The organism is Rathayibacter sp. Leaf248, from assembly GCF_920939495.1.
GTDB classification, from domain to species: Bacteria; Actinomycetota; Actinomycetes; order Actinomycetales; family Microbacteriaceae; genus Rathayibacter; species Rathayibacter caricis.
The window spans coordinates 22,236-47,896 of the sequence record NZ_CAKLAV010000004.1 but is presented as its reverse complement, the minus strand read 5'-3'; the positions used below and the strand labels follow the sequence as shown (position 1 = coordinate 47,896).

The window sequence follows — 25,661 nt, the reverse complement described above, 5'->3', positions numbered from 1 at the left end:
ACGACGGAGGTTCCTACGCCATCCGTCCGAAAGACCTCGACGTGACCGACGCTACCCCGCCGGCCGGCTTCGGCCGCCCTGACCTGACCGCCTTCGCGTCTCATCCCAGTCGACCCTGATCGAGTCTGCTGACCCCCCCGACGAGAACGCAGCGACATCACAGCCACCCAACCCCGACCGTCCGGGAAGCCGGGACACGTCACATGACCTGTGCTGCGGGCGTGTCGAGTGGGTCGTCCAGGGGCGACGCAGGAGCGTCGACGCGACGTGCTGAGAGGTGGTTCCAGTCGAGCGCTAGGACACCGGCTACAGGCATGGCGATAGGTCAGGAACGGCGTCGCTCCCTGCGCAGGAGGGAGCGCAGAGTCTCGGCGTTCGCGTAGCCGACCCGTAGCGCGATCTCGGCGGAGGTGAAGTCCGTGGTTGCTGAGAGGTGCCGAGCTCGTTCGATGCGAAGCCGTTGGACGAAGCCGAGCGGAGTGAGGTTGAGCGCCGCACGGACTCGTCGTTCGAGGGTGCGCCGGCTGGTGCCGAGCGACTGCGCGACGAAGGCGACGTTGAACGGTTCGTCCAGGCGGGCGCGCACGAAGCGTTCGAACTCGACGACGATCGGGTCCTCGTGCCGGAGATGTTCGTAGGCGACGAAGGCCGCCTGCGACGGACGCTCGTCGATGATGAGGAGCTTGGCGACATGTTGGGCCAGGTCGGGGCTGATCGATCGCACGAGTGAGAGCGCGAGGTCGATGTGGGCGAACGCGGCGCCGGCGGTGACGAGGTTCCCGTCGACCACGACCATGGTGTCGAGATCGAGGGCGACGGTCGGATAGCGCTTCAGGAACTCCGGCCCCAGGAACCAGCTGGTCGTCGCCCTCCGATGATGCATCCGTCCGGTCTCGGCGACAGCGAACACGCCGGTGCACGCCGCGGCGATCCGGGTGGTCGCCTCGTCGAGGCGCCCGAGCGAGGCGATGACCGAACGAGCATCTCGGCTCTGGAGGACGTCGTTGGTAGCGGCGGCCGTAAGGGTTCCAAGCGCAGGGACGACGACCACGTCGAACTCTCCGGACTCCGACAGCGGGTGGTCCACCGACAGGGTCATTGATGCCGTCGTGGTCACTCGCCGTTTCGGTCCGAGGATGGCGAGTTCGATCGGGTCGATCCGCGGGTCGACATCGCCGCGGGCTCCGTCGGCCACCCGCACGATGTCGATGATCGACGCGATAGCCGAACCGAAGCAGCCGTCGATCGCGATCAGTCCGATACGCATGACGTAAACAATAGCAATACTGCCGTATACGCCACTCCCCACCGGCCCTCGCTCGTCATACGCTGAACTCGTCCCACGAAGAACCCCGACGTCAAGGAGAGTCCCTCATGTCCACACCCGCATCACTTCCGTATGCCTTCGTCGCCAAGATCGTCGCGGCCGATGGACAGCACGACGCGGTCGCCGATCTGCTCGCCGGCGCTGTCGCACTCGCCAACGAAGAAGTAGGAACGATTGTCTGGTTCGCGGTCAGGACCCACGCCGACACCTTCTGGATCTTCGATGCATTCCCCGACGAAGCCGCTCGCGACGCCCACGCCAACGGCGCCATCGTCGCAGCCCTGATGGCCAACCAGCACCTCCTCGGCGCAGCACCCGAGATCCTGGCGGCCGACGTCCTCGCGTCCAAGCTCCCGTAGTCCGCCAACGCACGAGACGATCGCGCCCCGCCGAGCCGTCGCCAGGTCGCGACGCAACGCCACGCTGCGTTGCCGAGCGGTGCGAGGCCTATCAGCACACGGACAGGATGCCGGCCGCGAGCGCTCGGCCGGCGAGGGGTCCGTCGCAGAGGAGAGGGACGTCGGTGTCGGGCAGAGCCGTGAGGCCAGCGCATCGCGCGACCGCCAGAACGGTTCGCCGGAGCCGCCTGTCGGAATCGAACGGACGACCTGATCACGTCGGCTTTGCGTCTATCGCTTGATGCGCCCACTGGGCGAACGAGCCGCTGACCTGCGCAAACGCCGAGCGTGGAGGACGCCGCCATCCGGTGGTGACCGACGACGACCGACCAGTACCGACCGTTTCACCGGAGCTTGCGGCGGCGTCGAAGCCGAGCAAGCTCCATTCTTTTAGCTCACCGCGCCCTCCTCCTCGCCGGCCCCGTCGTCGGCGAAGACGTTTCAGGGGTCTTCTCAGATGAGGGTGTAGGTCGGCCGAGAGCGTCGGTCCGCAGATAGACGTCGAGGTCTCCCGACGACGGAGGTTCCTACGCCATCCATCCGAAAGACCTCGACGTGTCCGACGCTATCCCGCCGGCCGGCTTCGGCCGCCCTGACCTGACCGCCTTCGCTCGACTCGACGGCCTCGGTCTGAGCGTGACCGGACAACGACTTGAACCGGATCGTGCGGTCCTCGCGTGCCGCGTGGTGGAACCAGATCAGTGGTGCCGACGGTGCGGCAGCGAAGGCGCTGCTCGTGACACCGTGATCCGGCGGTTGGCCCACGAGCCGCTGGGCTGGCGACCGACCGTGCTGGAAGTTGTAGTGCGCCGCTACCGCTGTGCCGACTGCGGACACGTGTGGCGCCAAGACACCAGCGCCGCGGCGGAGCTACGCGCGAAGCTCTCGCGCACCGGGCTGCGGTGGGCGCTGGAAGGGATCGTGGTCGCACACCTCACCGTCGCACGTGTCGCCGAGGGACTCGGGGTCGCGTGGGACACCGCCAACAACGCGGTCCTGGCTGAAGGCAAGCGGCTGCTGATCAACGACCCCACGCGGTTCGAGGGCGTGAAGGTCATTGGCGTCGATGAGCACGTCTGGCGCCACACCAGGCGTGGCGACAAGTACGTCACCGTGATCATCGACCTCACCCCGGTCCGCGATGGCGCCGGTCCAGCAAGGCTGCTGGACATGGTCGAGGGCCGGTCGAAGGCGGCGTTCAAGACCTGGCTCGCCGACCGCGACGACGCCTTCCGTGACGCGGTCGAGGTGGTCGCGATGGACGGCTTCACCGGGTTCAAGACCGCCGCTGCAGAGGAGATCCCGGACGCGGTCACGGTGATGGATCCCTTCCACGTCGTGCGCCTGGCCGGTGACGCCCTCGACAGGTGCCGGCGCCGGGTCCAACTCGCGATCCACGGGCACCGTGGGTTCAGGGACGACCCGCTCTACAAGTCGCGGCGCACGCTGCACACCGGCGCGGACCTGCTCACCGACAAGCAGAGCGACAGGCTACGCGCGCTGTTCGTTGATGACGCTCACGTCGAGGTCGAGGTGACCTGGGGTGTCTACCAGCGCATGATCGCCGCCTATCGCCACGAGGACCGGCGACGTGGCCGCGAGCTCATGGAGAAGCTGATCACCGACCTCAGCGCCGGCGTCCCCAAGGTGCTCACCGAGCTCACCACCCTGGGCCGGACCCTGAAGAAGCGAGCCGCTGACGTGCGCGCCTACTTCGAACGACCCGGCACCAGCAACGGGCCGACCGAGGCGCTCAACGGACGGCTCGAACACCTGCGCGGCTCCGCACTCGGGTTCCGCAACCTGACCAACTACATCGCCCGAAGCCTGCTCGAGACCGGCGGCTTCAGACCCCAACTCCTACACCCCCGATTGGGATGAGCCCTCATAGGGATTCACCCCGAGGCGGCCGAGATGTAGGTACACGGTGCATTACCGCTAGCACCAAGATACCTATATAGGTATCTTTCTAGACGTCGCTGTCGACACAGGCGGTCGGCGACGTGTGCCCGGCGACCGCAGCCGCTGAGGAGTCGCGGAGGGAGAGAAGGGAGCACACTCACGCTCCCTTCTCTCCCTCGCGTGGTGCTCAGTGAGTCTTGAAGTCAGCAGGATCCTGGCTGGCGGTCAGCGTAGATCCCACCATGCTGGGAAGCGCGATGACCTCGTCAGTGGACCACGGGGGAGTGGACACTACGGGAGTCGGCTTGGAGTCGTTCATTTCACCTCCCTGAGTAGATGGGGGGACAAGGATGCTGGCGCCCATGCTGAGCAGCCAGGAGACCACGAGGATTAGAAACCCGGCGGAGACCCATCGAGCCTTCTTCTTAAGGTCGGCGCGCCGAGCGGCGAGCGTCTGCAGCAGGTCTTCGACGATCGCCCACTGGACGTGATCAGGGCTGGCCGCGAGGTAGCTGTCCCGTGTCGACGCGGTAATCTCAGCGCCTTCGCTCTTCCAAAGCCAAAGAGAGCACAGCCCGCAGCATGCAGCGACGAGCGCCAAGGCGATGCTGGCGAGCTGCCAGGTGTTCGCTACCTCGTTGGAAACGGAAGCGCCGAGGAGGCCAGATGCGGCGACTAGGACCGTGGCTCGGGTGATGACGTTGGCTTGAACCGCGAGATTCTCACCCAGCTGACGTTCGACCTCGCGGTGGACGAACTCCAGCTGCTCAACCGGAGGAGTCGCAGCGCTGGTGGTCGTCTGAGCCGTCTTCTGTTCGTCGATCTCACGTGAGCGACGAAACAGCTTCATACGGGGACGGTAGCGGCTACCTCCGACATCGCGGCCTAGTAGCGCCTCGTCATCAGTGCACCGTTTCTCGGTTCCGTTCCACGGCCGTCGTGCGGGCACTCCTGTCGGAGCGCCCGCACGACGTTGCCTAGCGAACGTTGAACTGAGTGCCGCAGTGCGCGCAGCGTGCCAGCCCTGTTGAAAGCCTCGAGAAAGGGCCGAGATTGCGCCGGCACCCGGGGCAGGAGACGTAGATCGGACCGTTGACGCGTCGCGTGACCATCAGGCTGGCTTCAGTGCTTCGTCGGGTCGGTGAGCCGGTAGCTCTGGCCGGCCTTCGGCGTCGGAGGCAGCGGGTTGCCCTTCGTCGAAGTGCGCTCCTTGCCGGTCTGACCCCCGCGCGGGCCGATGATCTCGTACTGGCCGGAGCGGGGCGTCTTGTCGCCCGGACTGAGGGGAGAACGGTTCGTCATTGACGTGCCTATCTGAGGCAACTACAGCTGAGCCAAGAGGGCGCCCATGCAGGTTGCGTGAGCGCCTTGCGGTGTTACGGTCTTGGTACCCGTGACCAAACTGGTGCCTCGACCCCGTACCGCTCGGCTTCCCCGAGTAGGACGGGGTCGTGTTGCGTTCGCCCAAAATTCTACATGTTGGGGTGTCAAGGGGGTAGGTCTACAAGATGTAGTAGTTACATTCGTGTAGTTATCCACCGTTCCTCCCCCGATTCATCCACAGGGTCACACGTGTAACGCCGCGGAATCTCGCGGAAGTTGAAGAGTTATCCACCGCTGTGGAGCGTCTGTCCGGGTGGCCTGTGAATCGGCGTGTCTACGGGAGATCCGCGCTGCGAACGTGGCATGGGGGCGTGGAAGTGATGCTGTCGTGGCAGTCTGACGTCGTGGTAGACGGTGTCGAGTCCTCGGTCGTGGAGGCGAACTCTGAGCGCCGGCGCCTCGCCCGCGCTCGTTGGGCGGAGCGTCGCGCAACATGGGCGATGGCGTGGTTCTCCTGGTGGGATCGGTGGAGGCGAGCTGTCCTCGTCGCTCCATTCGCAGTGTTGGCCGGAGTTGTCCTCCGAGGGTTGCTACCGCCGTTCGAGATGGACGACCCCTTCTGGCGTGACTTCTGGAGCGGCCCCCCTGCCGCCGGAATTCTGGCCGTCGTGGCGGCGTTGATTGCGTTTAACCCCGCTCGGCGGTCCAGCCGAGTCGCGAAGGACACTGCGGATCGCCAGGCGTGGTGGAGTCGAACGGAGTGGGCGCTCGAGCGAGCGAGCTCCGACAAGCGGGCAGATCGCCTCACAGCGTTCCGGGCGCTCAGGGCGCTGTCGGCTGACGCGACGAAGGTTGAGTTCGAGATGATCATTGACGTCATCGAAGCGATCGCGCCCGAAGTAGACGCGGCGTCGGCGGAGGCGGACAATGAAGCGAAGGGAAGGTGGTCCAAATGGCGAAGAAAACTCGCAAAAGCGTTCTCGCGGACCGCATAGCGGCCGGCAAGGCCGAGTCGATCAGCCCCGAGGAGCGCCAGATCGTCGTCGATCTTCGCGAAACCTACAATCGTAAGTTCGGCAGCCGAGGAATCTACCGACTGTCTGACACCGCACCAGCCGCCGCAGTGTTCGGCACGCGTGAGGGTACTCGCGCCTGAGCCACACTCGCTTCAGCGCGGCGCCCCTGTGTGCTGTCTGCAGCCGGTTTTGCTCAGTGGCGCATGTCCGATAATGGACGTTATGTCAGTATATTCGCACGGACCCCGCTCAACGGGCTCCGAGGTGTGGGTTGCACACGAGCCTCGGAACCCGCCGGAGTCCCGCCTGCTAGGCGCCGGGTGCGAGGCCGAGCTGCGTGAGGATGCCGAGCTCGTCGCTGCTTCCCCAGCGCTCGGCGAGCTTGCCGTCGACGAAGGTGCTGATCTGCATGCCGCGGATCTTCACGGACTTGCCCGTCGGCGCGTGGCCCTGGAACACACCGGTCTGCGTACCGGTCAGTGTGTAGGCGAACGCGACGCTGTCGTCGTCCGCGACGAGCTTCTCGACCTCGAGTGCCATGTCGGGGAACGCGGTCCGCAGGTCGCCGAAGAACGCGGCGTATCCCTCCGGGCCGGGTGCCTGGCCGGGCGCCGGGTCGTGATCGACCGAGTCGGGCGCGACGAGTGCGTCGAACGCGGCGAAGTCGCCGGCGTTGACCGCCTCGCCGAAGGCCTGCTGGGAGGCGATGTTCTGCTCGCGAGTCATGTGCTGTCACCTGTTCTGCACCGGTCCGGTGCCTCGAGGAGTGGTGCGGGTCGTCAGCGACGGTACGCAAGCCCGTCGAGGGCGGTACAGGGCTTGCGCGCTCCCCCGGGCGCTTCCCAATGCCGCTTCTCATAATTGAGATTATGTCAGTTTAGGTGCCGCGCACCTGGAGAGGCATGGCAGTTTGCGGTCGCTGCTGCCGCCGTCGCCTACGCTGACGCCTCCCCGGCGTCCCGTCGGTGCTGGCGGGGTGTGACGCCCTTCTCGGCCAGGAACTGCCGGTTGAAGTTCGAGAGGTTGGTGTAGCCGACCTCGTAGCAGACCGCCGCGATGGACAGCGTCGTCGTCGTGAGGAGGCGCCCTGCGTGGGCGATGCGGAGCTTGCGGATGAGCTCGCTGAAGTTCTGGCCGGTGGCCTTCTTGAAGTACTTCGAGAACGTCGCCTCGTGCATGCTGACGAGGTCCGCTGCTTCGCCGACGCTGACCTGGCCGGCGTGGCCGGCGAAGGCGTACTCGAGGACGATGTCGACGATCGCGGCCGCGCGGTCGTCGAGCTGCGGCATGAAGAACTCCGTCGCCAGCGGGGTGCGGTCGCCGGCGGGTGAGCGAGCGAGCAGCGTGAGGAGCTCGAGGAGGAGCGTCAGCCGCTCGAGTCCGGTCGTGAGCCCGATCCGATTGATGATCGGTGCAGCGACCTCGGCGGTCGCGGGAGCGAACTCGATGCCGCGGGCGCTCTCGGCGAGGAGGGGCCTGATTTCCCGCGCGTCGAGCAGGTCGGCGCCGATCGACTGCTCGTCCTGCCAACCGCCGACCACGACTTCTCCCGCCTCTCCGCCGGCTCGCGCACAGGTGAGCAGCTGCGTGCCGCCTTCCTCTTCCTCCTGACCTGGGGATCGATCCCGTCGATCTACTTCGGCGATGAGATCGGCATGCGCTACCTCGACGGGCTCCCGGACACCGAGGGCAGCGTCTGGGACCCGCGCTTCAACCGCGCCGGCTGCCGCACCCCCATGCAGTGGGATGACCGGCTCCCCAACGCAGGCTTTTCCACGGCGCCGACAGCCGACCTCTACTTGCCGCAGGATCCCGACCCAGCCCGGCCGACCGTTGCGAAGCAGCTGGCCGATCCGAACTCGCTCCTGCACTTCGTCCGCGAGCTCGTCATGCTTCGTCGAAGCACGCCTGCGTTGCGCACCAATGCGTCGCGACAGATCCTGGCGGCGGGATACCCCCTCGCCTATCTTCGCGGTGGCACCCACCTCGTCGTCATCAACCCTCGTCGAGAGGCGGCGAGCGTCGACCTCAGCATCGCTGCGTCAGCGGTCCTGCTCACAGGTGAGGGAGTCACCCTCAGCAGGAACACCGCGTCGGTCAAAGGATTCGGTCACGGCGTCTTCGAGTTGATCGGCTCTTCCGACGTTTAGGTCACGGCTTCTTCGGTGATCAGACATCAGACCTGCGCGTCCGGCGGGAACATCCCGGTCGGCGGTGCCGTGTAGGGAAGCATGTCGCCTGGCCGGTTCTCGTCAGTTGACGTTGCGAACGGTCCGCTGGGTGAGAGCAGGACTCGCATGTGCGGGTCGAGGTGGTTGATCCAGTAGGCGCTGAGTGAGCCGGCGCTGGTGCGGATCTCTTCCCACATCCGCCAGAGGGCTTCGATGCGGGTCAGCGCCTCGACGCTGCTCCACCACTCAGCCGCCCACCGATCGCCGGCCGCCTGGCCCTTTGCCGTCACCCGGCGTCGGTAAGAGGGCCGGAGAAACTTCCGGACCCACTCGTCGGCGGATCCGAAGTACGTCGCCGGCACCTCTTCCTCGTCCTCAGCCTCCGCCTCGACGGGGTGCAAATTGACGGGTCGAACCGGGGCCGAGAACGCATCCGTGTCGACGTCGAACAGGTCCTCGTCGCTCATCGCTCACCCCGGAGAGTCGCGTCCTGGTCCACGTCGACGTCCGCCGCTGGCTGCGCCTCGAGCGGAGGTATGACCGTCACGACGGGCGACACCGGCGCGGAGTTTGCCGGTCCGCTGCTGGCGTCGTGGGCGGCGATGGAGGCGTTGATCGCGGCGACCTGCTCCTTCGGGCCGTTGTACCAGGGCACGGTGTCGACGAGGGCGGCGCGGGAGCCGGAGGAGAGCATGATCGCGCGTCCGCGGCCCATGCTGGTGAGGTCGGCGACTTCGAGGATCTTCTCTCGGCGCAGCGCCGAGGTGGTCGACCGCACGCCCTTGTTGTAGCTGGCGGAGGTGGTCTCCTTGTCGTAGGTGCCGATCAGCTCGGAGAGGGTGCGCAGGAACTCGTCTTCCGCAACGCCGCCGGCATACAGCTTCACGTTCGCGGCGGACCACAGCTTGAGCATGCCCTCCTTGCCGAACACGCCGACGCCCTGCGACCAGGACTGGAACACGGCCATGATCGGGATCCCGCGCGAGCCGTAGTGCGAGTACAGGTCGGGCAGATCCTTCCACCGGCACACGTTCGCGGCCTCATCCAGAACGGCGACGAGCGGCGTCGCCAGCCGGCCTCCGCGGGAGCGCGCGGCGTGCTCCTCCGCGGCCTCGATGGTCGCGGCGGTCAGGGCAGTGACGAGGGGTCCGGCGGTGCCGGCGCCCTCCTTCGACAGCGAGTACAGCGTCTCCGTCGACGTGACGAACGTCTCCGGGACGAACTGCTGGCGGGTGTCGTTCGGGCGGGCGTTCACCCAGTCGGCGGTCGCGGCGCTCTTCAAGCACACCGCCATGCCCTGCGCGGTCGAGTAGATCCCATCGCGGGCCTTCTCAGCGGTGTTCATGATGCCGCGGACCGCTCGCGCGTTCGTCGGGTAGCCGTTGTCGTGCAGGAGCTCGACGGGCGTCTCGTCCTCGACGGAGGTCAGCCAGAGCAGCACGTCACTGATCGGCCGGTTCCCGGCCGCGGCCGCGAGCAGCAGATCGGACAGCAGCTCTTGGCCTTTGCCGTCGAAGTAGGCGTCGGTCTTCGCGTTCATCGCCCTCGTGCCGGAGGCGAAGTGCGTCGCGAGCTTGGCGGCCTTGGTGTCGTCGGTGACGTAGGAGAGGGGGTTCCACCACCAGGTCGCGTCCTCGAACGCGACCCGCTGCGGGTCGAAGACCCACACGTGGCCCTTGGCGGCGCGGACGTCGCGGGTGGCGTCGAGCACGTCGCGCTTGTTCGACGTCGTGACCACGGCGCCCGGGGCGGCCATGATCGCGGGGATGACGAGCGAGGTCGACTTGCCGACGCGGGGGCCGGCGATCAGCAGCATCATGTCCTCGAACGAGGCGTAGAGCATCTGCTTCCCCAGGTGTAGCCGGCCCACCGGGACGCCGGGGTTCTCAGCGACGCCGAGGCGGGCGGACTTCTTGAGCGCCTGCTTGCGCATCATCGGCGCCAGGTCGCGCGGGGTCGCCATGTACCGGGCGGCGTGGTCCACGCTCGAGCGGTTCTTCCGCCCGAGCGAGCGCATCCACACGAGCCAGAGGCCCACGAGGACGATGACCGCGACAGCGGCCGCGGCGATCATCGTCGCGGACGTCGACCACACCACACGGCCGCGGAATAGGCCCGAGATGATTTCGAACGGATCCGAGGGCAGGCCCTCGTTCACTCCGTCGAGCTGCGACCCGACCGCGACGGCCACCCAGACGATGCCGATAGCAGCGATCGCGGTCAGGGCGGCGCCGAGCATCAGGGCGTCGTTGCCGGTCTTGCCGGGTTCGCGGCGGCGGTTGTTGGCGGTGGTGCTCATGCGGACTCCTCCGTGTAGATCGGGCCTGTCCACCGCGGCGTGCGGTCGTCGGCGGATGCTTGTTGCGAGGTCCCCCAGGAGAGGACCGCGAGGCCCCTCTCAGCGAACGAGCGGGGCAGGTCGGTGGTGTGGAACCGGTGATCGCCTGGGGCCGCCCGTTGGCAGGCCCAGAGGTAGCCCTCGAACGCGAGCGTCGACGGGCACGTCATAGCCGGCTCACCAGCACGCTCGCGCAGCAGAGCGCTGCGGCAGCGACCACAGCGAGGCCGACCATTCCGGCCGCGTAGCGTCCGGTCGCCTCGCGCCGGAACCACAGCTCGACACTCATCGCCGTAGGGACGGCGATCAGAGGGCCGGCCACGGCGATGAGAGCGAAGGTGGCGATGGTCGCGGCGCTCATGCGATCACTCGATCCCACTGGTCCCAGGTGACGAAGCTCGCCAGGAGCGCGACGCCGGCCCAGCAGAGGGTGAGCAGGAACCGGTCGCGGTCCGCGGTCCGCTGGCGGGCGCGGATCGCGCTGACGATCGAGGCGCCGCCGGCGCCGGCTGCGACGCAGCTCGCGCCGAGGGCGACGAGGACGCTCACGGCAGGATCTCGATGTTCACGGGATCGGTCGGCAGCGGCTCCGCTGCGCGGCCGGCGCGGGAGGTCGCGTGCCAGAGCTTGTTGGTGTCGTTGACCTCCTTCTCCGCCGCGGTCAGCTCGACGCGCACCGGGATCCCGGGACGTCCGCCGACTTTGATCAGGAAGCGGCCGCGGCCGGGAGGCTCGGACTCGTGCCCGGACACGGGGTCCCAGGCGGGCGGGTCCTGCCAGGAGGTGAGCATCCCCTGCTCCGCGATCGACATCGGCACGGCCGAGGTCAGCAGCGGCATCTCAGCGCCCGGGAGGCCACCGCAGATGACCATGCCGGAGCGTTCCACGAAGCCCTTCGCCTTCATCTGGTCCTCCTGGGAGGCCAGAGCGAGGAGGTCCGACATCGTGTGGCTGATCATCGCCAGGCCGACACCGCGCGCGCGGTTCAGGCGGGTGAGCGCGTCGACGCGATCGACCATGCCCTTGCCCGCGCGCAGCGCCCGCCACAGCTCGTCCAGGATGACGAAGTAGTGCCGCTGCGGTTCGAGCTCCGCGTCCGCGAGGGCGGCCGCGACGTTGACGGTCCCGAAGCCGGCGGACCAGCAGGCGAGGAGGATCGCGGCTTGCAGGTCGCCTTCGGAGTCATCGATCGAGGACACGTCGTAGACCACGGGCCGGTCCCGCCGCATCGGAGTGGTCGTCTGCTTCGAGAACACCTCGCCCAGGCGTCCACCGGTGGTGAGGCCGATGAGAGAGGCTTCGAGGTTCTCGGTGACGTCCTTGTACTTCTCGATGTCGCCGCGGTCCAAGGCGACCTGACGGATCTCGTCCGGTGCCTCTTGGATCACGCGCAGGAGGTCCGCGAGGACCGGCACGCCCTGGTGGTGCTCGTCCAGGTACTTCAGTGCCCGGTCGATGATCGTTTCTTCACGGTCGGTCGGCGGCTGGGAGCGGAGGATCGTCAGGAGCGCGGCGACCATCGTGTGTCGGCGGCCGTGGGCGTCCGCGAGGACCTGGTGCGCGAGGCGCTGCACCTTCGCGGCGTGCTTACGCAGCCGGCCGACCTCCGCGATCATCGCCGCGGTGTCATCGGAGACACCGAGCGCGTCGACCTGGTGCGCGAGCTCGTCAGCCCGCTCAAGGGAGCGGTCGGCCTCGTCACGGAGGCGCTGCGCCGCCTCCGATGCCTCACCGGGATCGAGGATGTTCAGGTAGCCGCGGCCACGGCCGAGAGGGATGACCTGCCCGTCGAGGGCTTCGATCAGATCCACGTAGTCCGGCTTGAGGTCGCCCAGCACGAGGGGGATGGTGCCGTAGCCGGCGAGGCCGGCTGCCATGCGGCGGGTCAGCGAGGACTTCCCCAGGCCGGGCTTGCCGAGCACGAACATCGACGGGTTGCTGATGAGGTTCGCGCGCTGGAACCAGCTGATCGGGTCGCAGCAGACGGAGGCGCCGGTGGAGAGGTTCTTCCCCAGCGGCACCCCGATCATCGGCGTACCCGTCCCGACCGAGAACGGGTAGAGCCCGCACACCTGCACTGTCGTGCCACGGAACTCATCAGCGGCCGTGACGTTCACGGCTTCACCACCTCCGCGGCCGAGCCACCCGCGGATCGTCGGGCGCAGCGGACGGCGCAGCGCGGTCCCTTGGGCCTTCTTCTTCCCGCCGTGCGGGATCTCGACCTTCTTCCCCTCCCGGCGCCTGGTGCGCGGGCGGGTGCGCTCACGAGCCAGCGTCGGCCGCTGGGCAACCGCGACAACCGGGCTCTCGCTCTGCGCGCGTGCAGCTCGCCGCGAGGGCGCCGCAGTGGTCGTTGCGGCCTCAGCGGAGGACGAGACGGCGCCGGTGGGCAGGCCGTCGACGGGCAGCTCCTCCCCCGTCGTCTCTCCGTGCGCGGCCGTGACCGCACCGTCCGGCACGACGTCCTCTCCGGGCTCGAGCTCGCTGTCGCTGTTCGAGGAGAACAGGCGGGTGATCAGGCTCACAGGGACTCCCTCACTTCGGTGGGCAGGCGCAGGTGACGCGGGAGCACGAGCCCCAGCGGCAGGCCGGCGGCGAACACGGTGTCCTGCGACCCGAACGCCGGCCGCACCCGCAGCCGCGCCGCGGCGGTCAGCGAGTCGATCGCCGCGCGGGCGTCCGCCTCGTGCACGGCGTCAGTGGTCGTCGCGGTGACGATCAGGCCGAAGTTGAGCAGGCCAGCACCGGAGGCTTCCTCCGCCGCGGTCGCCTGAGCAGAGCGGGTCGAGAGAGTCGAGCGAGCGGTGGGCTTGGTGGACGCCGAGCTGTTGAACTGCGCCGCGTTCAGGTCCGCTTCCACGATCGCCGCGGCGCGGGCCGGGTCGATGGGGCGGTAGAGGAGGGTGACGCGCTTGCGGGCGACGTCGCGGTGCGGAGCCAGCAGACGGGCGAGGATCCCGGACTGCACGACTCCGCGCGGCGGGGAGGTCATCGTCCACGACGTCGACACGGCGCCGTCGTGCCGGTACGAATCCCAGCGGGACTCCGCGGCCGCGGGGCCGACGTCGGTCCAGGACAACTCCGGCACGTCACCGGATGCGCGGGCCTCATCGATCAGGACGGCCGCGGCGGGGTCGTAGGCGACCCGGATCACCTCGCACAGCTCCTGAGCGCCGAGCGGCCGCGCAGCGCCCGCACCGGTTGCGGCGAGGCTCGTCGTCAGCCCGGGGAGGCGGGCGGCGAGGTCGGCGGCGACCTCCTTCGCGTTACGGCGCTTCCCGCCGATGCGAGACAGGGAAGAGAAGGTGATCGCGACGTAGGCGCGGATCGTTGCCGACCCGACCGGGTAGCTGCTCACGACCTCCGAGAGCATCGCTCGAGCGAACTCCGGTGCGTCCGGGTCCATCGAGCCCTCGACCTCCGACCGCAGGCGCGTGCCGGTGTCTGGGGCGGTCTCGACGGTGACGGAGGCGGCCTCGATGCCGGGCTCGTCTCCGAGGTTGGAGAGCCAGATGCCGTACTCCGCGACCTGGTTGTTGACCTGCTCCTGATCCACCAGCGCGGCGCCGTCCGGCTCCGTGGCGATCACGACGGTGTAGTGCTTGGTCGAGGGGACGTGCACGAGCGCGAACCGGCGCCCGTGCGAGTCCTCGTGCTCAGAGAGCTGCGACGCCGCAGCCAGTCCCGGGAGCTGGAACGTGCCCCACTTCGCCCGGCCCGCGGGGCCGGAACGGTAGACGTTCGCTCCCTTGGCCTTCGTGCGCATCCAGTTCACGCGATTCACCGTCCTTCCGAGGGCGCTCTGCCCGTGCTTGTCCTTCACCGACACCGTCAGCAAGATCCCGCCGAAGATCGCGGCGACGATCAGCGCGGCCCCGAGGCCGGAGAACATCGACGCAATGATCGAGGAGAGGATGCCGACGAACAGCACGCCCGTGGCGAGCTGTCCGAGGCCGCCGAGTCCCGCGGTCTGCGGGCGGCGCCAGTTCCCGTACGTCCGCGGCGCCTCAGCGCTGCGCGTGGGAGTCGTGGTGCTCATCAGTTCCCGCTCTCGTTGGCGCCAGTGGCGTCGTCCGTGGCGGCCTTGACCGCTCCTGCTGCGTGCTTCGCGCCCTCAGCGGCCTTCCCGGCCGCCATGATGCCGATTCCGATCGGTCCGCCAGCCGCGGCGGCGGCGCCTCCGCCGGCTGCTGCTGCGCCTCCGCCGCCTGCTGCTGCTCCGCCGCCTACTGCTGCTCCGCCGCCGGCTGCTGCTCCGCCTCCGGCTCCGGAGGGCGCAGGGGTCGCAGCGGGTGACCCCTTGCTGCCTGCGGAGGCGCTGCTTCCGCTCGGGGCCGAGCCGAACCCGCCCCCGCCGGGAGTGCCGCCGCCTCCGCCGCTATCGCCGCCGCTGCGCGAACGGATTGCACCGGTGGCGATTTCGGCCGCTCCGCCTGCGGCTGCAGCTCCGAGGAGCAGGCCGGCCCCGCCTCCGCCGCCGCCTACAGAGGCGACAGCGGGAACGAGGAAGCGCATCAGCGCGGGCAGAGCCACGAGCGCAATGAGCATCAGCGCGAGGCCGGTGACGATCTGGAACAGCCCGGTGCCGTCCGACTTGAACAGGTCGGTGCCGGTCATCCGGAACGCGATCGCGTAGACAATCGCCGCGGCGGGCTTGTAGAGGATGAAGGCGAGGGTCCAGGCCATCGTCTTCTTGAACCACTGCTGACCGATTTCGGTGTTCGTCGCGGCCGCGGCGATCGGGAAGATGCCGGCGAGGACGACGAGCATCGCCCCGCGGAAGATCATCAGCGCGACCTGGATGTAGGTCATCAGGACAGCGAGCATGCCGAGGAGGAACAGGCCGATGAGGCCGATGGGCGATGTCGCGGTGAGACTGATCATCGCGAAGACGTTCGTGCCGAAGCAGTTGCTCTCGCCGTTGGTGACGTCGCAGTTGGTGGAGTTGTTGAGGATCCAGACGGAGAACTCATCACCCGCCTGGGTAGCGAGGCGGATCACGACGAGCCCGGCTCCGGCGACGGCGATCAGAGTCAGCACGGACCGGGCGAGGGTGCGCAACTCGCCCGCGCGCTGCGTCCAGACCATGCGGCCTGCCGCGACGAGGATCGAGAGGATCGCGAGGCCGCCGGCGTACCACTCGAGCTGTCCTTGCACCCAGCCGACGACGCTCGAGGACTCGTTCAGGTGCAACGCCAGGGGCAGGAAGCCCGTCACGAGCGCGGAGGCGGAGGAGAGCAGGAAGACAGCGAAGATGATGACGCCGATACGGCCCATGTGAGCCTCGCCGTCACCGTGTCGGCGACGGCTGCTCATCATCACGCCTGCGACGATCAGCGACATGACCGCGAGGCCCGCGGTCACCCACGTCACGTAGCCGAGGATCGTCTCGAATGCCTCCGGTGCGGGTGGTGTGGTTCCAGCGCCGTTAACGCCACCTCCCCGGTCGACCACGGTCACCGGGGAGGGAACATTCACCCAGAGGGTGCCGAGCGAGACGATCGCTTTGCCGTAGCCCTCCAGGATGTTGTTCACGAACTGCTGCAAGGCGTCATTCGATGCCTGCGAGACGATGTCTCCGATGCCGGCCGAGGACCAGCACGGAACGTCGAGAGGCGAGCAGGGTTCGCCTGCGGGTGGGGTCACTGTCATTCGGTACCTGCCCAAGGGATATAGCCGCCGAGGTTCTGCAACGCCGACGGGCGGAACGGGGGCTGACCGTCGTCGGTCAGGACCGACTTCCAGTCGCCGTCGACCCACTGCACGGGAGCGGGGAAGCTGAGGAGCTGATTGGTGTTCGAGCGGAAGGCGATGTCGATCGTGGCTTCGTCCGCGGTGTACGAGCTCACGCGGAAGCCGACGATCTGCACGCTCCCACCGGTGTTGCTCGGGGGGATCGCGGCCTCGATCGCCGCGTCACGGCCGGGGCCGGGCGCAGTCTGGCGCTCGAAGATCGCGGAGTAGAGGCGACCGTCCGTGCCCATCGCCCAGATGTTGGCGACGGAGAAGAGTGCGCCTTCAACGGTGTGGGCGTAGCAGCTGCGCAGGCCGTCGTCTTCGATCACGCCGGGGCCGGCGGTGTCCGAGGAGGGGGCGGCCATCGTGCCGACGATGGTCCACTCGGTGATGGGGGCGGCGGTGAGGGTGCCGCTCTCGTCGTAGCCCGGCAGGTCGCAGACGCTCGCGGCGTCCGCGTCGACCTCCGGAGTGGAAGACGTCTGAGGCGACGCGGTGGTGGCGGGCGTGTTCTGCCCGCCACCACCGCCCAGGGACGTGACGGCGAGGAGGATTGCCGCCAGCACGAGGATCCCGAAGATGATCGCTCCGAAGATGAATCCTCGACTGGTGAACGGGTTGCGCTGCTCCGTGTCGCTCATGACGTCGTGCCTTTCGTTGGTGGTGCGGTCGGTTTCCTCCGGACGCTACGCGCCCATGAGGAAGCCGACGATCGTGAACGCGGCGGACACGATGATCACGCCGACGAGCAGGCGTCCGAGCCAGCCGCCGATCTCGCCGCCTTCGCCGCGGCGGGCGGAGACGGTCATGGTGACGCCGAGGATGATCAGGCCGACGACGGCGACGCCGAGGCCGACCCACTTGGCCCAGCCCATGACGGTGGTGAAGGCCTCGAATCCGGGGGGCATGCCGCCGGGGCCCGGGTCCGGCACGACGGCGCCGAGGGCGCCCGCGGTGGTGAGGATGTCGGTTGCTGCGAGAAGAACAGACACGATGTGCTCCGTTTCGTATTTCTGGGTGATCACCGCCGCGGACGCGCCGGTGAAGCTGGTGGGCGTCAGGCCGTGATGAGCGGGCCGTCAGCGAATCCGACATCGAAGTGCAGGTGATTCGGGGTGTCGGTGAACTGGGTGATGTGCTCGTAGCTGGTCGAGCGGCATTGGATCTGCCCGGCGCGCGAGCCCGCCGGGACCTGGGGGTCGAGGACGTCGAGGAGCTTGAGAGCGTTGGGGTCGCAGCCGGTCGTGGCGGTCCCGTCGAAGGAGAAGAAGTCGACAGCGTGGCCGCCACCGTTGATCCAGTGGGACGAGCCGGTGCCGGCGCCGAGGAGGGAGCCGGTGCATTGGCGGTTGAGGTCGGAGACGCCGACCTTCCCGAACGTGTTCAGCGCGATCGTGATCACCTGGAGGATCCGCACGTCGATGCCGCAGTTCTCTTTGGCGGTCCCCGCGGCCATGTCGCGGATCTGCTGCGCGTAGCGGTCCTCGAGCAGGCGCAGCCGGCCCTCCTCCATCGCCGTGACGAGCCCGGCGGCGAGGGCCTGTGCGTCACCGGAGACGGCGACGCATCCACCGACCGGCGCAGGAGTCGCCGGTGCGGTGCCGGTCGGCGTCGACGGGGCGCTGACCGGGGCGGCGGTCGCCGTAGGTGCGGTCGTGCTGCTGCCGAGGCTGTTGAGGTAGGTCATGATCGCCACGGCGTCGGCGCGGTACTTCGTGTAGTGGTTCGGGTCGGCGTTGCGCTGCACCTTGTTGATCGCGATGGAGGGCTCCATCGCCTGCCAGCCCTCGACCTTCACGAGGCGGTCGTAGAAGAAGCCGGCCGAGGTCGCGGGGTCCATGCGCTGCTCGACGGTGCCCCAGCTCGACTGCTGCTGGAACAGGCCGATCGAGTCAGCGACCGACCCGTCCGGGTTGATCGCACCGTCCCCGTAGCTGATGTTCACCAGCGAGGACTCCCCGATCGCCGTCTGCACGCCGAGCGTCTGCCCATCGGCGCCGAGGCCCTTCGCCGCGCCCGCGTTCACGATCAGCGCGGCGTTCACGAGCTGGTCGTGTCCGTAGGCACCGACCTTCGCATCCGCAGGAATCGCGGAGGCGTTGACCGGTCCCCCGCCAGGCAGGCAGGCCGCGGCGGCGGAGCCGCCAAAGAACAGCACCCACAACAACATCGCGATCGCCAGCACCGGCACCATGACCGCTGCCAGCACCCCCAGTCCCCCCTTCTGCACCGAGCTACTCCGATGCCAGGGGTGTGATCTGCTCGACGGCCCACGGGCCCGTCTCGAGGGTGCGGTGCGCGTAGACCGAGTAGTCCCCGGCGTCGGTGGGGACGAGCACGCGAATGGTGAAGGTGCCGTCTCCGTCGCGGACGCGCGCGTCACCGGTGAGGACTGTGCACGGGACGTTGGCGGGGTCGACCGTCTCGTAGGCCACAGCCGCCTGCTGCGTCAGGAAGGGATACAACTCGCTGATCCAGGTGTCGTAGTCCAGCGCGGGACGGCAGAAGGCCATCACTGCTGCTACGGCAAGGGCGAGCGCGTCGTTCTCGACTCCGGGCTCGGGGACCGGCTCGGCGTCCACGGGTGCCGGATCCGCAGCCGACGCCCCTGCGTCGGTGGCGGCATCAGAGGGGAGGCCAGAGGCCGAAGGTGTCTGAGACGTCGAGGTTGGTGCGCTCGACGTCGACGCGGGTGCCGGTGCAGCGGCAGGGGCCGAGCATCCGGTCATGGTGAACGCCACCGCCGCAGCGATCATGCCGCCGAGCTGCGCTTTGGTGCGCTGCTTCGTGTCCCTCATCAGGTGGGTTCCCCTCATCGCCATACCCTCAATCTAGCTCAGAAATGCCCGTTTGGACACTCGGAAGTGCCCAAATGGGACACTGACTGCCTACACTGACGGCACGGCGACCGTCGCCGACCTAGGATCGTGGTGTGGAGGTGGACTCAACGAGCGTCAATGCCGCAATCGGTGAGGCCGTCAAGAGCGCCATCTACGACGCCGGTTTCAACGTGAAGGCCGCATCCGAGCGGGCCGGCCTTCCCTACCGGACCGTGCTTCGCTACATCAAGGGCGAGCGGGACATGCCTGTCCCCGTACTCCTGGCTCTCGTGCACGCTACGAACGCCGATCTGGACGCACTCGTGAAGCAGCTTCGGGGCCGGGTAGCCTTTAAGGAACTGGTCAGCTACGTCACAGGTGGAGATACCGCTCCGGGCGAAGAGACCAGTGCTCTGCGTCCCGCTGAGCTGGCTCGTCGTCTCTCCCTGGTCTTCAATTCGCGAGGCCTTGATGCCTCGACCTCCCGCATCAAAATCTCCGAGATCCTGCTGCTCAGCGGGGCCTCGATCGACAGCCAGGAATGGGGCCAGCTCATGGCCGGGCAACTCCCTTCTGCCCCTCGCGTCGAAGTGCTCTTCGCCGTCGCAGAAGCGCTCGACGTCGATCCCGATTACCTTCTCCGCGATGACCCTCAGCTAGTCGAAGCTGTTGAGGCGCGCTTGGGGTTCGACGGCGCGATGCGCAGCCTCGGCATCGAGCGCGTCGCCGCTCGCTCGCTCGGCGCGATCGCACCAGACGAGCTGCGCGGCATCGCCGCGGTCGTCACCGAGATTGTCACCGAGCTGCGTCGCTAGCGTCTCGCAGGGCCGTTCCGTCCCGTTCCCCCCGGATTGCCGGTCTAAAGTAGATGAGCTTCTCCCGGCCAGGCGTGAACGGAGTCCATCGATGCCGTCAGACTCCACGGAACGTGGTCGCGGCCGGTGGCGGATGCTCCGCCGTAACGGCCAGGGCCGCAGCGGATCGATCGTGCAGGCCGCCGACGAGTTCGTGGCCAGGCTCGGGCTCCCGGACGCCGCGACCTGGGACGATCTGCAAGCCTCCGTCGAGAAGGTCTACGGCAAGCCGATCTATCTGATCGCCTCCGCCAGCGCCGACTTGAAGTCCGTCACCGGCCTCTGGATCGACACGGCCGAGTTCGGCACCGTCGTCTGCCGCGAGAGCGACGAGCTGCACTACCAGAGCCAGAACGCCTGCCATGAGCTGGCGCACATCCTCTTCGTCTACGCTCCGGACGCCTGGTTCAGTGAGCACATCCCGCGACTGATCCACCCGAACCGCCGGCACGGGGCCACGCATCTCTGCGCTCCGACGGACGACCCGGACAGCGCGGAAGCGAAGGCGGAGATTGCCATCGAGGAAGTAGCTTTCGCGATGGTCCGCCGTATCCAGACACTTAATCGGACGAGCGAAGAAACGTATTTCGGATGATCCAGCAGGTATGCCTAGCGCTTCTCATTGCGCTGGTGCTTGTCCGGGTTCCCCGCGCCGCAGCGAAGCCCGCAGCGCGCCCCGCATTCTGGGCGACGGTCAGCGGCGCCGTCGCGCTCTCCACCTATGGGTTCCCGATCCCCTTCTTCACCTACGACGCGCTGCTCGGCGGCACCAACGTCATCACCCTCGTTCGCGACCTCGCGGCGACGTCGGCATTCTGGTTCTTCCGTGAAGCGCTCGGACGTCGTGCCGGCGGAGAAGGCCGCGTCGGCAGCCGCTGGGGCCTCGCGGTCATGTTCGGCTCCTACATCGTGCCGTTCCTGCTGATCCGCGATCGCGGTCAGACCAGCGTCGACTTCATCATCGACCGCCTCGACCAGACCGCGGTCTGGCTCTACGGATCGGCCTACATGGCGACCCTCGTGTGGCTCTCCGTCTCCTCGATCCACAACGCTCGCCAGAACTGGCGCGGCGTCCAGCTCGTATTCATCACCGGATTCGCCGTCACCACGATCGGGTGCTTGATCGAAATCGCCTTCCTCACCGCGTCGCACTTCGGCTACGGCGGAGACGCCTTCCGCTACTCCGCCTGGAATGCCGCCGAGATTCCCTTCTTCCTCGGTTTGCTCATCATCATGTTGGGTATCGGATGGACGGCGGTCGTCATGCCCATCCGGCGCCGGCTCGTCGTCGCGCGGGCATCTAAAACAGCCGTCCGACACGGCCTGATCAAGCGTCCGGCAATCACCACCTACCTCAGCGATCGCCGGTTGATCGCACACGCTCAACAGCTTCTCGTGCTCACCAAGAACGCCGAGGTCCGAGGGGACGTCCCCTCCACCACTGCCGAACGGGCTTCGGTGGCGTGCGTGCGCGCCCTCATCGCTCCCGATCGGGCCTTCACCCCACGGGTGATCGGCGGCGGCTTCCAGAAGGCCGCGTAGGCCCGTGGGAGCGTTCTGGGGCGCGATCCCTGCCGCTGTCGTCGGCGCCGCAGGCGCGGCCGTCGTCGCGACCGTGGCGCGGCGTGTCATCCGCCCCCAGCGCAGCCGGCCCACGCCGGTCCTCGCCGTGCCGGCGCCCGATCAGATCGTCCTCGGCTCCACGCCGATCACGAATCAGGCCGGCACGCTCGGGCTGCTCTACGACGAAGAGACCCGCCATGCCGTGCTCGGTCCGATCCTCCGAACCGGAGAGGAGGGCATCGAACGCCACCTCACCCTCGACGTCGACCAGCCCTCCCCCGCCCCCGGTTCTCTGAGCCGACCCATCGGGAACGTCTTCGCGAGCGCTCGAGAACTTGACCCGCGCGTCCGCGAGATCCCCGTCCGCACCGAGCTTGGCCACGCGCCCGCCTGGCTCTTCCCCGGCGACGGCGACGCCGCTCGCACCTGGGCGATCCACATCCACGGCAGCCTGTCGGGTCGAGACGCCGCCTTCCGCACCGTTCACGCCCTCAGGGGCACTGGGTACACGTCACTGGTCCCGTCCTTCCGTGGCGACGGGGAAGGCCCCTCAGCGCCGCTCGGAGCTTTCACGCTCGGACAGACCGAATGGCCGGACGTCGACGCGGCGATCGCTCTCGCGATCGCGCAGGGGGCGCAACGCATCCTCCTCGTCGGATGGTCCAGCGGTGCCTCCATCGCCCTGCGCCTCGCTACGAGCTCGTCTCACCGATCGAGCATCATCGGCCTGATCCTCGTCTCCCCCGTGCTCAGTTGGCGCAGCAGCGTGCTCTACAGCGCCGCGAACGCCGGAGTCCCCCGCCTCGTCGCCGCGGCCGCCATAGCGGCACTCAGCGCGCCGATTCTCAGCCGTGTCCTCGGCTCCCCCGTCGTCCTCAACTTCGACTCACTCGACTGGACTGGAGTAAACGCACCGCTCCCCGTTCCCGCCCTCCTGATCCACTCAGAGGGTGACCGCACGACGCCCTTCCGAAACAGCCGCGCTTTCACTGACGAGCACCAGAACGCCACCCTGGTCGCCACAGACCCTGCCGGGCACGCGCTCGAGTGGAATGCAGACTCGGACCGGTTCGAGGCTGCCGTGCGCTCCTGGTGCAGCACCACGCTTTGACGTATGAAGGGAGATAGCCAGATACCTATATAGGTATCTGGCTATCTCGAGATCAGGCGTTTAACCGAGTGGGTTCCGTTCGCGGTACTCACTCAGCGCCGCCTCCACAATGCTGCGTTTCGTGCGACCGGTCGCGGCGCGCAAGTCCTCGACGTAGTAGGACAGCTCAGCGGCGATGTCCGCGTGCAGAACCTCCGTGGGCTCCTTCCGAGGTCGGGCGGACGCTGCGCCGACCGTGGTCCGGGACGATGTGATCGGCGCCGATGCAGGGGCCGGAGCCGGGCGCGGCCTCGACGTGATCGGGTCGCTGCGGTCGGGCGCCGGCTGCGCTCGTCGTGGGAGGCTGGCGGGGCGATCTTCGTTCGTCATCGAATGACCTTTCGTGCGAGTTCGCGGTATGCGGCGGCAACAGGTGCGCCCTTGCGGAAATTTCCGTACCAGTCGTGCGAGTACCGGACCTCTCCGACGATGGTCCGGTGCGGGACGAGCGGAGTCAGGAGAAGCCCCGTCTCTCGCATCTGCTCGATGCTGTGCGTGGCCTCCCGCGGCGTGATCGTCTCCTTGTATCCGCCGACGATAATCCCGGCCTCCTCGACCGCTGCGCGGTCGCTGAGGTCGTTGTAGCGGCGCACACTCTCCTGTGCCCCAATGAATCCGTCCACACCGTCAGCGGTGGGCGTGGCGGCGTAGATCACTGACTCCGCCGCCGTCAGGGCGTTGTAGATCAGCGACCCGCCCTGGCGGTTCGGGCAGTCGATGATCACGAGGTCCGCAGGCACATCCTCGAGCGAGTCCGCCAAGCGGTGCCCGACTTCTCCGGGATCGTCCGTCTCGCGTGCGCTCACGCTGCGATCGGACGGGATCACTCGAAGGTTCGCGTGGAAGGGCGAAGGCACGGCGAGCTCATCCGCCCATCCCCTCGGGTCTGCGTTGCCCAGGATCGCTCCGACGTCGAGCCCGACGTCGACGGGCTGCGCGTCGAGCCACTTAGTGGTCGCGCCTCGTGGATCCAGGTCGATCAGGATCACCTGCCGCCCCTCTTCGGCCGCCACCATCGCCAGGGAGACGGCGGTGGTGCTCTTTGTCGCACCGCCGCTCTCGCTGTAGATCATCATCGTCTGCATGGCGCCAATCTATATGGCTAGCTATCCACCTAGCAAGCTACCTAGATACCTATATAGGTATCTAGGTAGGACGCGCCCGGTAACGAGGGCTGGATCCCGCTCAGGGCACGGACTGGGAGCGCGTGTCGGTGGAGCCGACCTACACTCGGACGCATTCGAACATATGTTCGATGCGACGAGGGAAGGGGCCGAGAATGAGCGTGACCGTTGTAGATCGCATCGTGACTCCGGCCGTGGAGGCCGTTTCCGTCGCCTTCCTCGTCACCAGTGACTCGGTGGCGGCCGGATTCCCGTCGCCGGCACAGGACTACTTCGACGGCTCCCTCGACCTCAACGATCACCTGATCCGGGACAAGACGTCGACCTTCATCGTCCGCGTCTCGGGCGAGAGCATGGTCGGCGCCGGCATCAGCGACGGCGACGAGCTCGTGGTCGACCGGTCGATCACACCGACCCACGGCAGCGTCGTCATCGCGATTCTCGACGGCGAGCTGACCGTCAAGCGGCTCGAGCTGACCGCTAGGGGAGTGGTGCTGCGGGCGGAGAACCCGGAGTACCCGCCGATCCTCGTGCCCGAGCTGAGCGACCTCCAGGTGTGGGGCGTCGTCACGGTCTGTCTCCACCGGCTGCACCGTGCGCTCTGAGCGGCGCATCGGCCTGGTCGACGTGAACTCCTTCTACGTCTCCTGCGAGCGGCTGTTCGACCCCAAACTCGCCGGCCGGCCCGTCGTCGTCCTCTCGAACAACGACGGATGTGTGGTCGCCCGCTCCGACGAGGTGAAGCAGCTCGGCATCGAGAACGGCACCCCCTGGTTCAAGATCGAACCCCTGATCCGAGCGGGCCGTCTTCCGGAGGTCATCGCCCGCTCGAGCAACTACGAGCTGTACGGCGAGCTGTCCGCCCGCGTGATGGAACTGCTCGGCCGGTACTCGGCCTGGCAGGAGGTCTACTCGATCGATGAGAGCTTCCTCGGCGTCGATGGCGATGTGGGGGAGAGAGCGAAGATGGGGCGCGCGATGCGCACTGCCGTCGCCAAGAACGTCGGACTGCCCGTGTGCGTCGGGTTCGGGCCGAGCAAGACCCTCGCGAAGTTCGTCAACAAGGGCGGAGCGAAGAAGCACCCGCGCCTGGGCGGCGTCTGCGACACCGACTGGTACACCCCGGCGCAGCTCGACGCGCTCATGGCCTCCCAGCACGTCACTGAGCTGTGGGGCGTCGCCGGCCGCACCGGCAAGCGCCTCGCGGAGCTGAACATCCACACCATCCGCGACCTCCGCGACGCGGACCCCGCGCTCATCCGCAAGAAGTTCTCCGTGGTCCTGCAGCGTTCCGTCTACGAGCTGCGCGGCATCGACTGCATCCCGCTCGAACCCGCCCGCACCGTCCGCGACCAGCTGATCTTCTCCCGCTCGTTCGCCACTCCGGTGACGACGATCGCGGACATGGAGCAGGTGCTCTCCGTCTACGCGCAGCGCGCCGCCCACCGTCTCCGCGCGCAGGAGTCCGTCACGAAGACGATGAGCGTGTTCGCGTCGACGTCGCCCTTTGCGGACGCGCCGTACGAGTCCGCCGGCGGCCTCGCCGGCTTCCCCGTGCCCACCGATGACCCGGTGGGCATCGTGAAGGCCGCGATCGGGACGCTGCGCCCGCGCCTGCGCGAGGGCGCCCGCTACGTGCGGGCCGGGGTCATCCTCACGAACCTGTCCCCGAAGGACTCACATGCCTTCCTCGACGTGTTTGATACGGCGTTCGACTCCAAGGGCCTGGGCGCCACGATCGACGCCGTGACGAAGCGTCACGGCCGCTCCGCGGTCGGCCTGGGCCTCGCGGGGATCCGTAAGGGGCCGGTGTGGACGATGAAGCGCGAAGCGCTCTCACTGCGCGCTACGACCCACTGGGGAGAGCTGGCGACCGCGCACGCCCGCTGACCCCTATTGACCCGCAAGCCCCTGAGATAGACTGTTCTATAGGAGGTGGT

At 67.9% G+C, this 25,661-nt stretch carries 27 protein-coding genes; 10 read left to right on the top strand and 17 right to left on the bottom strand.

Translation table 11 applies throughout. From position 1 onward, the window contains the following. Positions 1-325: 325 nt before the first annotated feature. Positions 326-1,267, bottom strand: a complete 942-nt coding sequence (locus tag LRG51_RS19265; RefSeq protein WP_053548963.1) for a GlxA family transcriptional regulator — start codon at positions 1,265-1,267, stop codon at positions 326-328. Between the two features lie 107 nt (positions 1,268-1,374). On the opposite strand from LRG51_RS19265, the gene LRG51_RS19260 reads away from it, so the two are divergent. Then, entirely contained in the window at positions 1,375-1,686 is a 312-nt protein-coding gene (locus tag LRG51_RS19260) for a putative quinol monooxygenase (RefSeq protein ID WP_033107114.1), read from the top strand. 594 nt (positions 1,687-2,280) lie between these two features. Next, positions 2,281-3,606, top strand: coding sequence for an ISL3-like element ISPfr2 family transposase (locus LRG51_RS19255; RefSeq protein WP_230674250.1), 1,326 nt, complete (start codon positions 2,281-2,283; stop codon positions 3,604-3,606). 208 nt (positions 3,607-3,814) lie between these two features. Here the strand turns inward: LRG51_RS19255 and LRG51_RS19250 are convergent, their stop codons facing one another. Next, entirely contained in the window at positions 3,815-4,477 is a 663-nt protein-coding gene (locus LRG51_RS19250; RefSeq protein ID WP_230674249.1) for a hypothetical protein, read from the bottom strand. Positions 4,478-4,749: 272 nt separating this feature from the next. Next, a complete protein-coding gene (locus LRG51_RS19245; RefSeq protein WP_230674248.1) occupies positions 4,750-4,929 on the bottom strand; it encodes a hypothetical protein in 180 nt (59 codons plus the stop codon). Between the two features lie 973 nt (positions 4,930-5,902). On the opposite strand from LRG51_RS19245, the gene LRG51_RS19240 reads away from it, so the two are divergent. Beyond that, entirely contained in the window at positions 5,903-6,106 is a 204-nt protein-coding gene (locus LRG51_RS19240; RefSeq protein WP_230674247.1) for a hypothetical protein, read from the top strand. Between the two features lie 169 nt (positions 6,107-6,275). Here LRG51_RS19240 and LRG51_RS19235 read toward each other — a convergent pair whose 3' ends face one another. Beyond that, positions 6,276-6,692: an ester cyclase gene (locus tag LRG51_RS19235; protein WP_056045707.1), complete on the bottom strand. Its 417-nt coding sequence runs from the start codon at positions 6,690-6,692 to the stop codon at positions 6,276-6,278. 209 nt (positions 6,693-6,901) lie between these two features. Continuing rightward, positions 6,902-7,507, bottom strand: coding sequence for a helix-turn-helix domain-containing protein (locus LRG51_RS19230; RefSeq protein WP_230674246.1), 606 nt, complete (start codon positions 7,505-7,507; stop codon positions 6,902-6,904). Between LRG51_RS19230 and LRG51_RS19225 the strand changes: the two genes are divergently transcribed. Beyond that, positions 7,481-8,116 carry an alpha-amylase family glycosyl hydrolase gene (locus LRG51_RS19225; RefSeq protein ID WP_442966683.1) on the top strand — a complete coding sequence of 212 codons (636 nt, stop codon included), beginning with the start codon at positions 7,481-7,483 and terminating at the stop codon, positions 8,114-8,116. The two genes, LRG51_RS19230 and LRG51_RS19225, sit on opposite strands and share 27 nt — an antisense overlap. A 26-nt stretch (positions 8,117-8,142) precedes the next feature. Here LRG51_RS19225 and LRG51_RS19220 read toward each other — a convergent pair whose 3' ends face one another. From LRG51_RS19220 to LRG51_RS19170, 11 genes are all read right to left on the bottom strand, one after another. Further along, complete coding sequence (locus tag LRG51_RS19220; RefSeq protein WP_104288556.1) at positions 8,143-8,604, bottom strand: DUF4913 domain-containing protein; 462 nt, start codon at positions 8,602-8,604, stop codon at positions 8,143-8,145. Beyond that, on the bottom strand, positions 8,601-10,436 hold the full coding sequence (locus LRG51_RS19215; RefSeq protein ID WP_230674245.1) for a type IV secretory system conjugative DNA transfer family protein: 1,836 nt from the start codon (positions 10,434-10,436) through the stop codon (positions 8,601-8,603). The genes LRG51_RS19220 and LRG51_RS19215 overlap by 4 nt, the downstream gene beginning before the upstream one ends. 205 nt (positions 10,437-10,641) lie before the next feature. Continuing rightward, complete coding sequence (locus tag LRG51_RS19210) at positions 10,642-10,836, bottom strand: hypothetical protein (protein ID WP_230674244.1); 195 nt, start codon at positions 10,834-10,836, stop codon at positions 10,642-10,644. Then, positions 10,833-11,024 carry a hypothetical protein gene (locus LRG51_RS19205; protein ID WP_230674243.1) on the bottom strand — a complete coding sequence of 64 codons (192 nt, stop codon included), beginning with the start codon at positions 11,022-11,024 and terminating at the stop codon, positions 10,833-10,835. The genes LRG51_RS19210 and LRG51_RS19205 overlap by 4 nt, the downstream gene beginning before the upstream one ends. Then, positions 11,021-12,691, bottom strand: a complete 1,671-nt coding sequence (locus LRG51_RS19200; protein WP_442966681.1) for an ATP/GTP-binding protein — start codon at positions 12,689-12,691, stop codon at positions 11,021-11,023. Before LRG51_RS19200 ends, LRG51_RS19205 begins: the two co-directional genes overlap by 4 nt. Before the next feature lie 305 nt (positions 12,692-12,996). Continuing rightward, the gene (locus tag LRG51_RS19195; RefSeq protein WP_230674242.1) at positions 12,997-14,514 is read right to left on the bottom strand and encodes an SCO6880 family protein; all 1,518 of its coding nucleotides are present in this window, start codon (positions 14,512-14,514) and stop codon (positions 12,997-12,999) included. After that, on the bottom strand, positions 14,514-16,022 hold the full coding sequence (locus tag LRG51_RS19190; RefSeq protein ID WP_230674241.1) for a hypothetical protein: 1,509 nt from the start codon (positions 16,020-16,022) through the stop codon (positions 14,514-14,516). Before LRG51_RS19190 ends, LRG51_RS19195 begins: the two co-directional genes overlap by 1 nt. A 101-nt stretch (positions 16,023-16,123) precedes the next feature. Next, entirely contained in the window at positions 16,124-16,852 is a 729-nt protein-coding gene (locus LRG51_RS19185) for a hypothetical protein (protein ID WP_230674240.1), read from the bottom strand. A 45-nt stretch (positions 16,853-16,897) separates the two neighbouring features. Next, entirely contained in the window at positions 16,898-17,203 is a 306-nt protein-coding gene (locus tag LRG51_RS19180) for a hypothetical protein (protein WP_230674239.1), read from the bottom strand. A gap of 65 nt (positions 17,204-17,268) precedes the next feature. Continuing rightward, on the bottom strand, positions 17,269-18,441 hold the full coding sequence (locus LRG51_RS19175) for a hypothetical protein (RefSeq protein ID WP_230674238.1): 1,173 nt from the start codon (positions 18,439-18,441) through the stop codon (positions 17,269-17,271). 4 nt (positions 18,442-18,445) lie between these two features. Then, positions 18,446-18,793 carry a hypothetical protein gene (locus LRG51_RS19170; RefSeq protein WP_230674237.1) on the bottom strand — a complete coding sequence of 116 codons (348 nt, stop codon included), beginning with the start codon at positions 18,791-18,793 and terminating at the stop codon, positions 18,446-18,448. A gap of 350 nt (positions 18,794-19,143) precedes the next feature. On the opposite strand from LRG51_RS19170, the gene LRG51_RS19165 reads away from it, so the two are divergent. The 4 genes from LRG51_RS19165 (at position 19,144) to LRG51_RS19150 (ending at position 22,558) form a co-directional block, all read left to right on the top strand. Continuing rightward, entirely contained in the window at positions 19,144-19,845 is a 702-nt protein-coding gene (locus tag LRG51_RS19165) for a helix-turn-helix domain-containing protein (RefSeq protein ID WP_230674236.1), read from the top strand. 172 nt (positions 19,846-20,017) lie between these two features. After that, on the top strand, positions 20,018-20,479 hold the full coding sequence (locus LRG51_RS19160) for a hypothetical protein (RefSeq protein ID WP_230674235.1): 462 nt from the start codon (positions 20,018-20,020) through the stop codon (positions 20,477-20,479). Next, entirely contained in the window at positions 20,476-21,426 is a 951-nt protein-coding gene (locus tag LRG51_RS19155) for a hypothetical protein (protein WP_230674234.1), read from the top strand. Before LRG51_RS19160 ends, LRG51_RS19155 begins: the two co-directional genes overlap by 4 nt. A gap of 4 nt (positions 21,427-21,430) precedes the next feature. Then, on the top strand, positions 21,431-22,558 hold the full coding sequence (locus LRG51_RS19150) for an alpha/beta hydrolase family protein (RefSeq protein WP_230674233.1): 1,128 nt from the start codon (positions 21,431-21,433) through the stop codon (positions 22,556-22,558). 365 nt (positions 22,559-22,923) lie between these two features. Here LRG51_RS19150 and LRG51_RS19145 read toward each other — a convergent pair whose 3' ends face one another. Further along, the gene (locus tag LRG51_RS19145) at positions 22,924-23,682 is read right to left on the bottom strand and encodes a ParA family protein (RefSeq protein WP_230674232.1); all 759 of its coding nucleotides are present in this window, start codon (positions 23,680-23,682) and stop codon (positions 22,924-22,926) included. 194 nt (positions 23,683-23,876) lie between these two features. Here LRG51_RS19145 and LRG51_RS19140 point away from each other — a divergent pair, with 194 nt between their 5' ends. Beyond that, entirely contained in the window at positions 23,877-24,326 is a 450-nt protein-coding gene (locus LRG51_RS19140; RefSeq protein WP_230674231.1) for a LexA family protein, read from the top strand. Further along, positions 24,316-25,611: a Y-family DNA polymerase gene (locus tag LRG51_RS19135; protein ID WP_230674230.1), complete on the top strand. Its 1,296-nt coding sequence runs from the start codon at positions 24,316-24,318 to the stop codon at positions 25,609-25,611. The genes LRG51_RS19140 and LRG51_RS19135 overlap by 11 nt, the downstream gene beginning before the upstream one ends. Positions 25,612-25,661 lie beyond the last annotated feature (50 nt).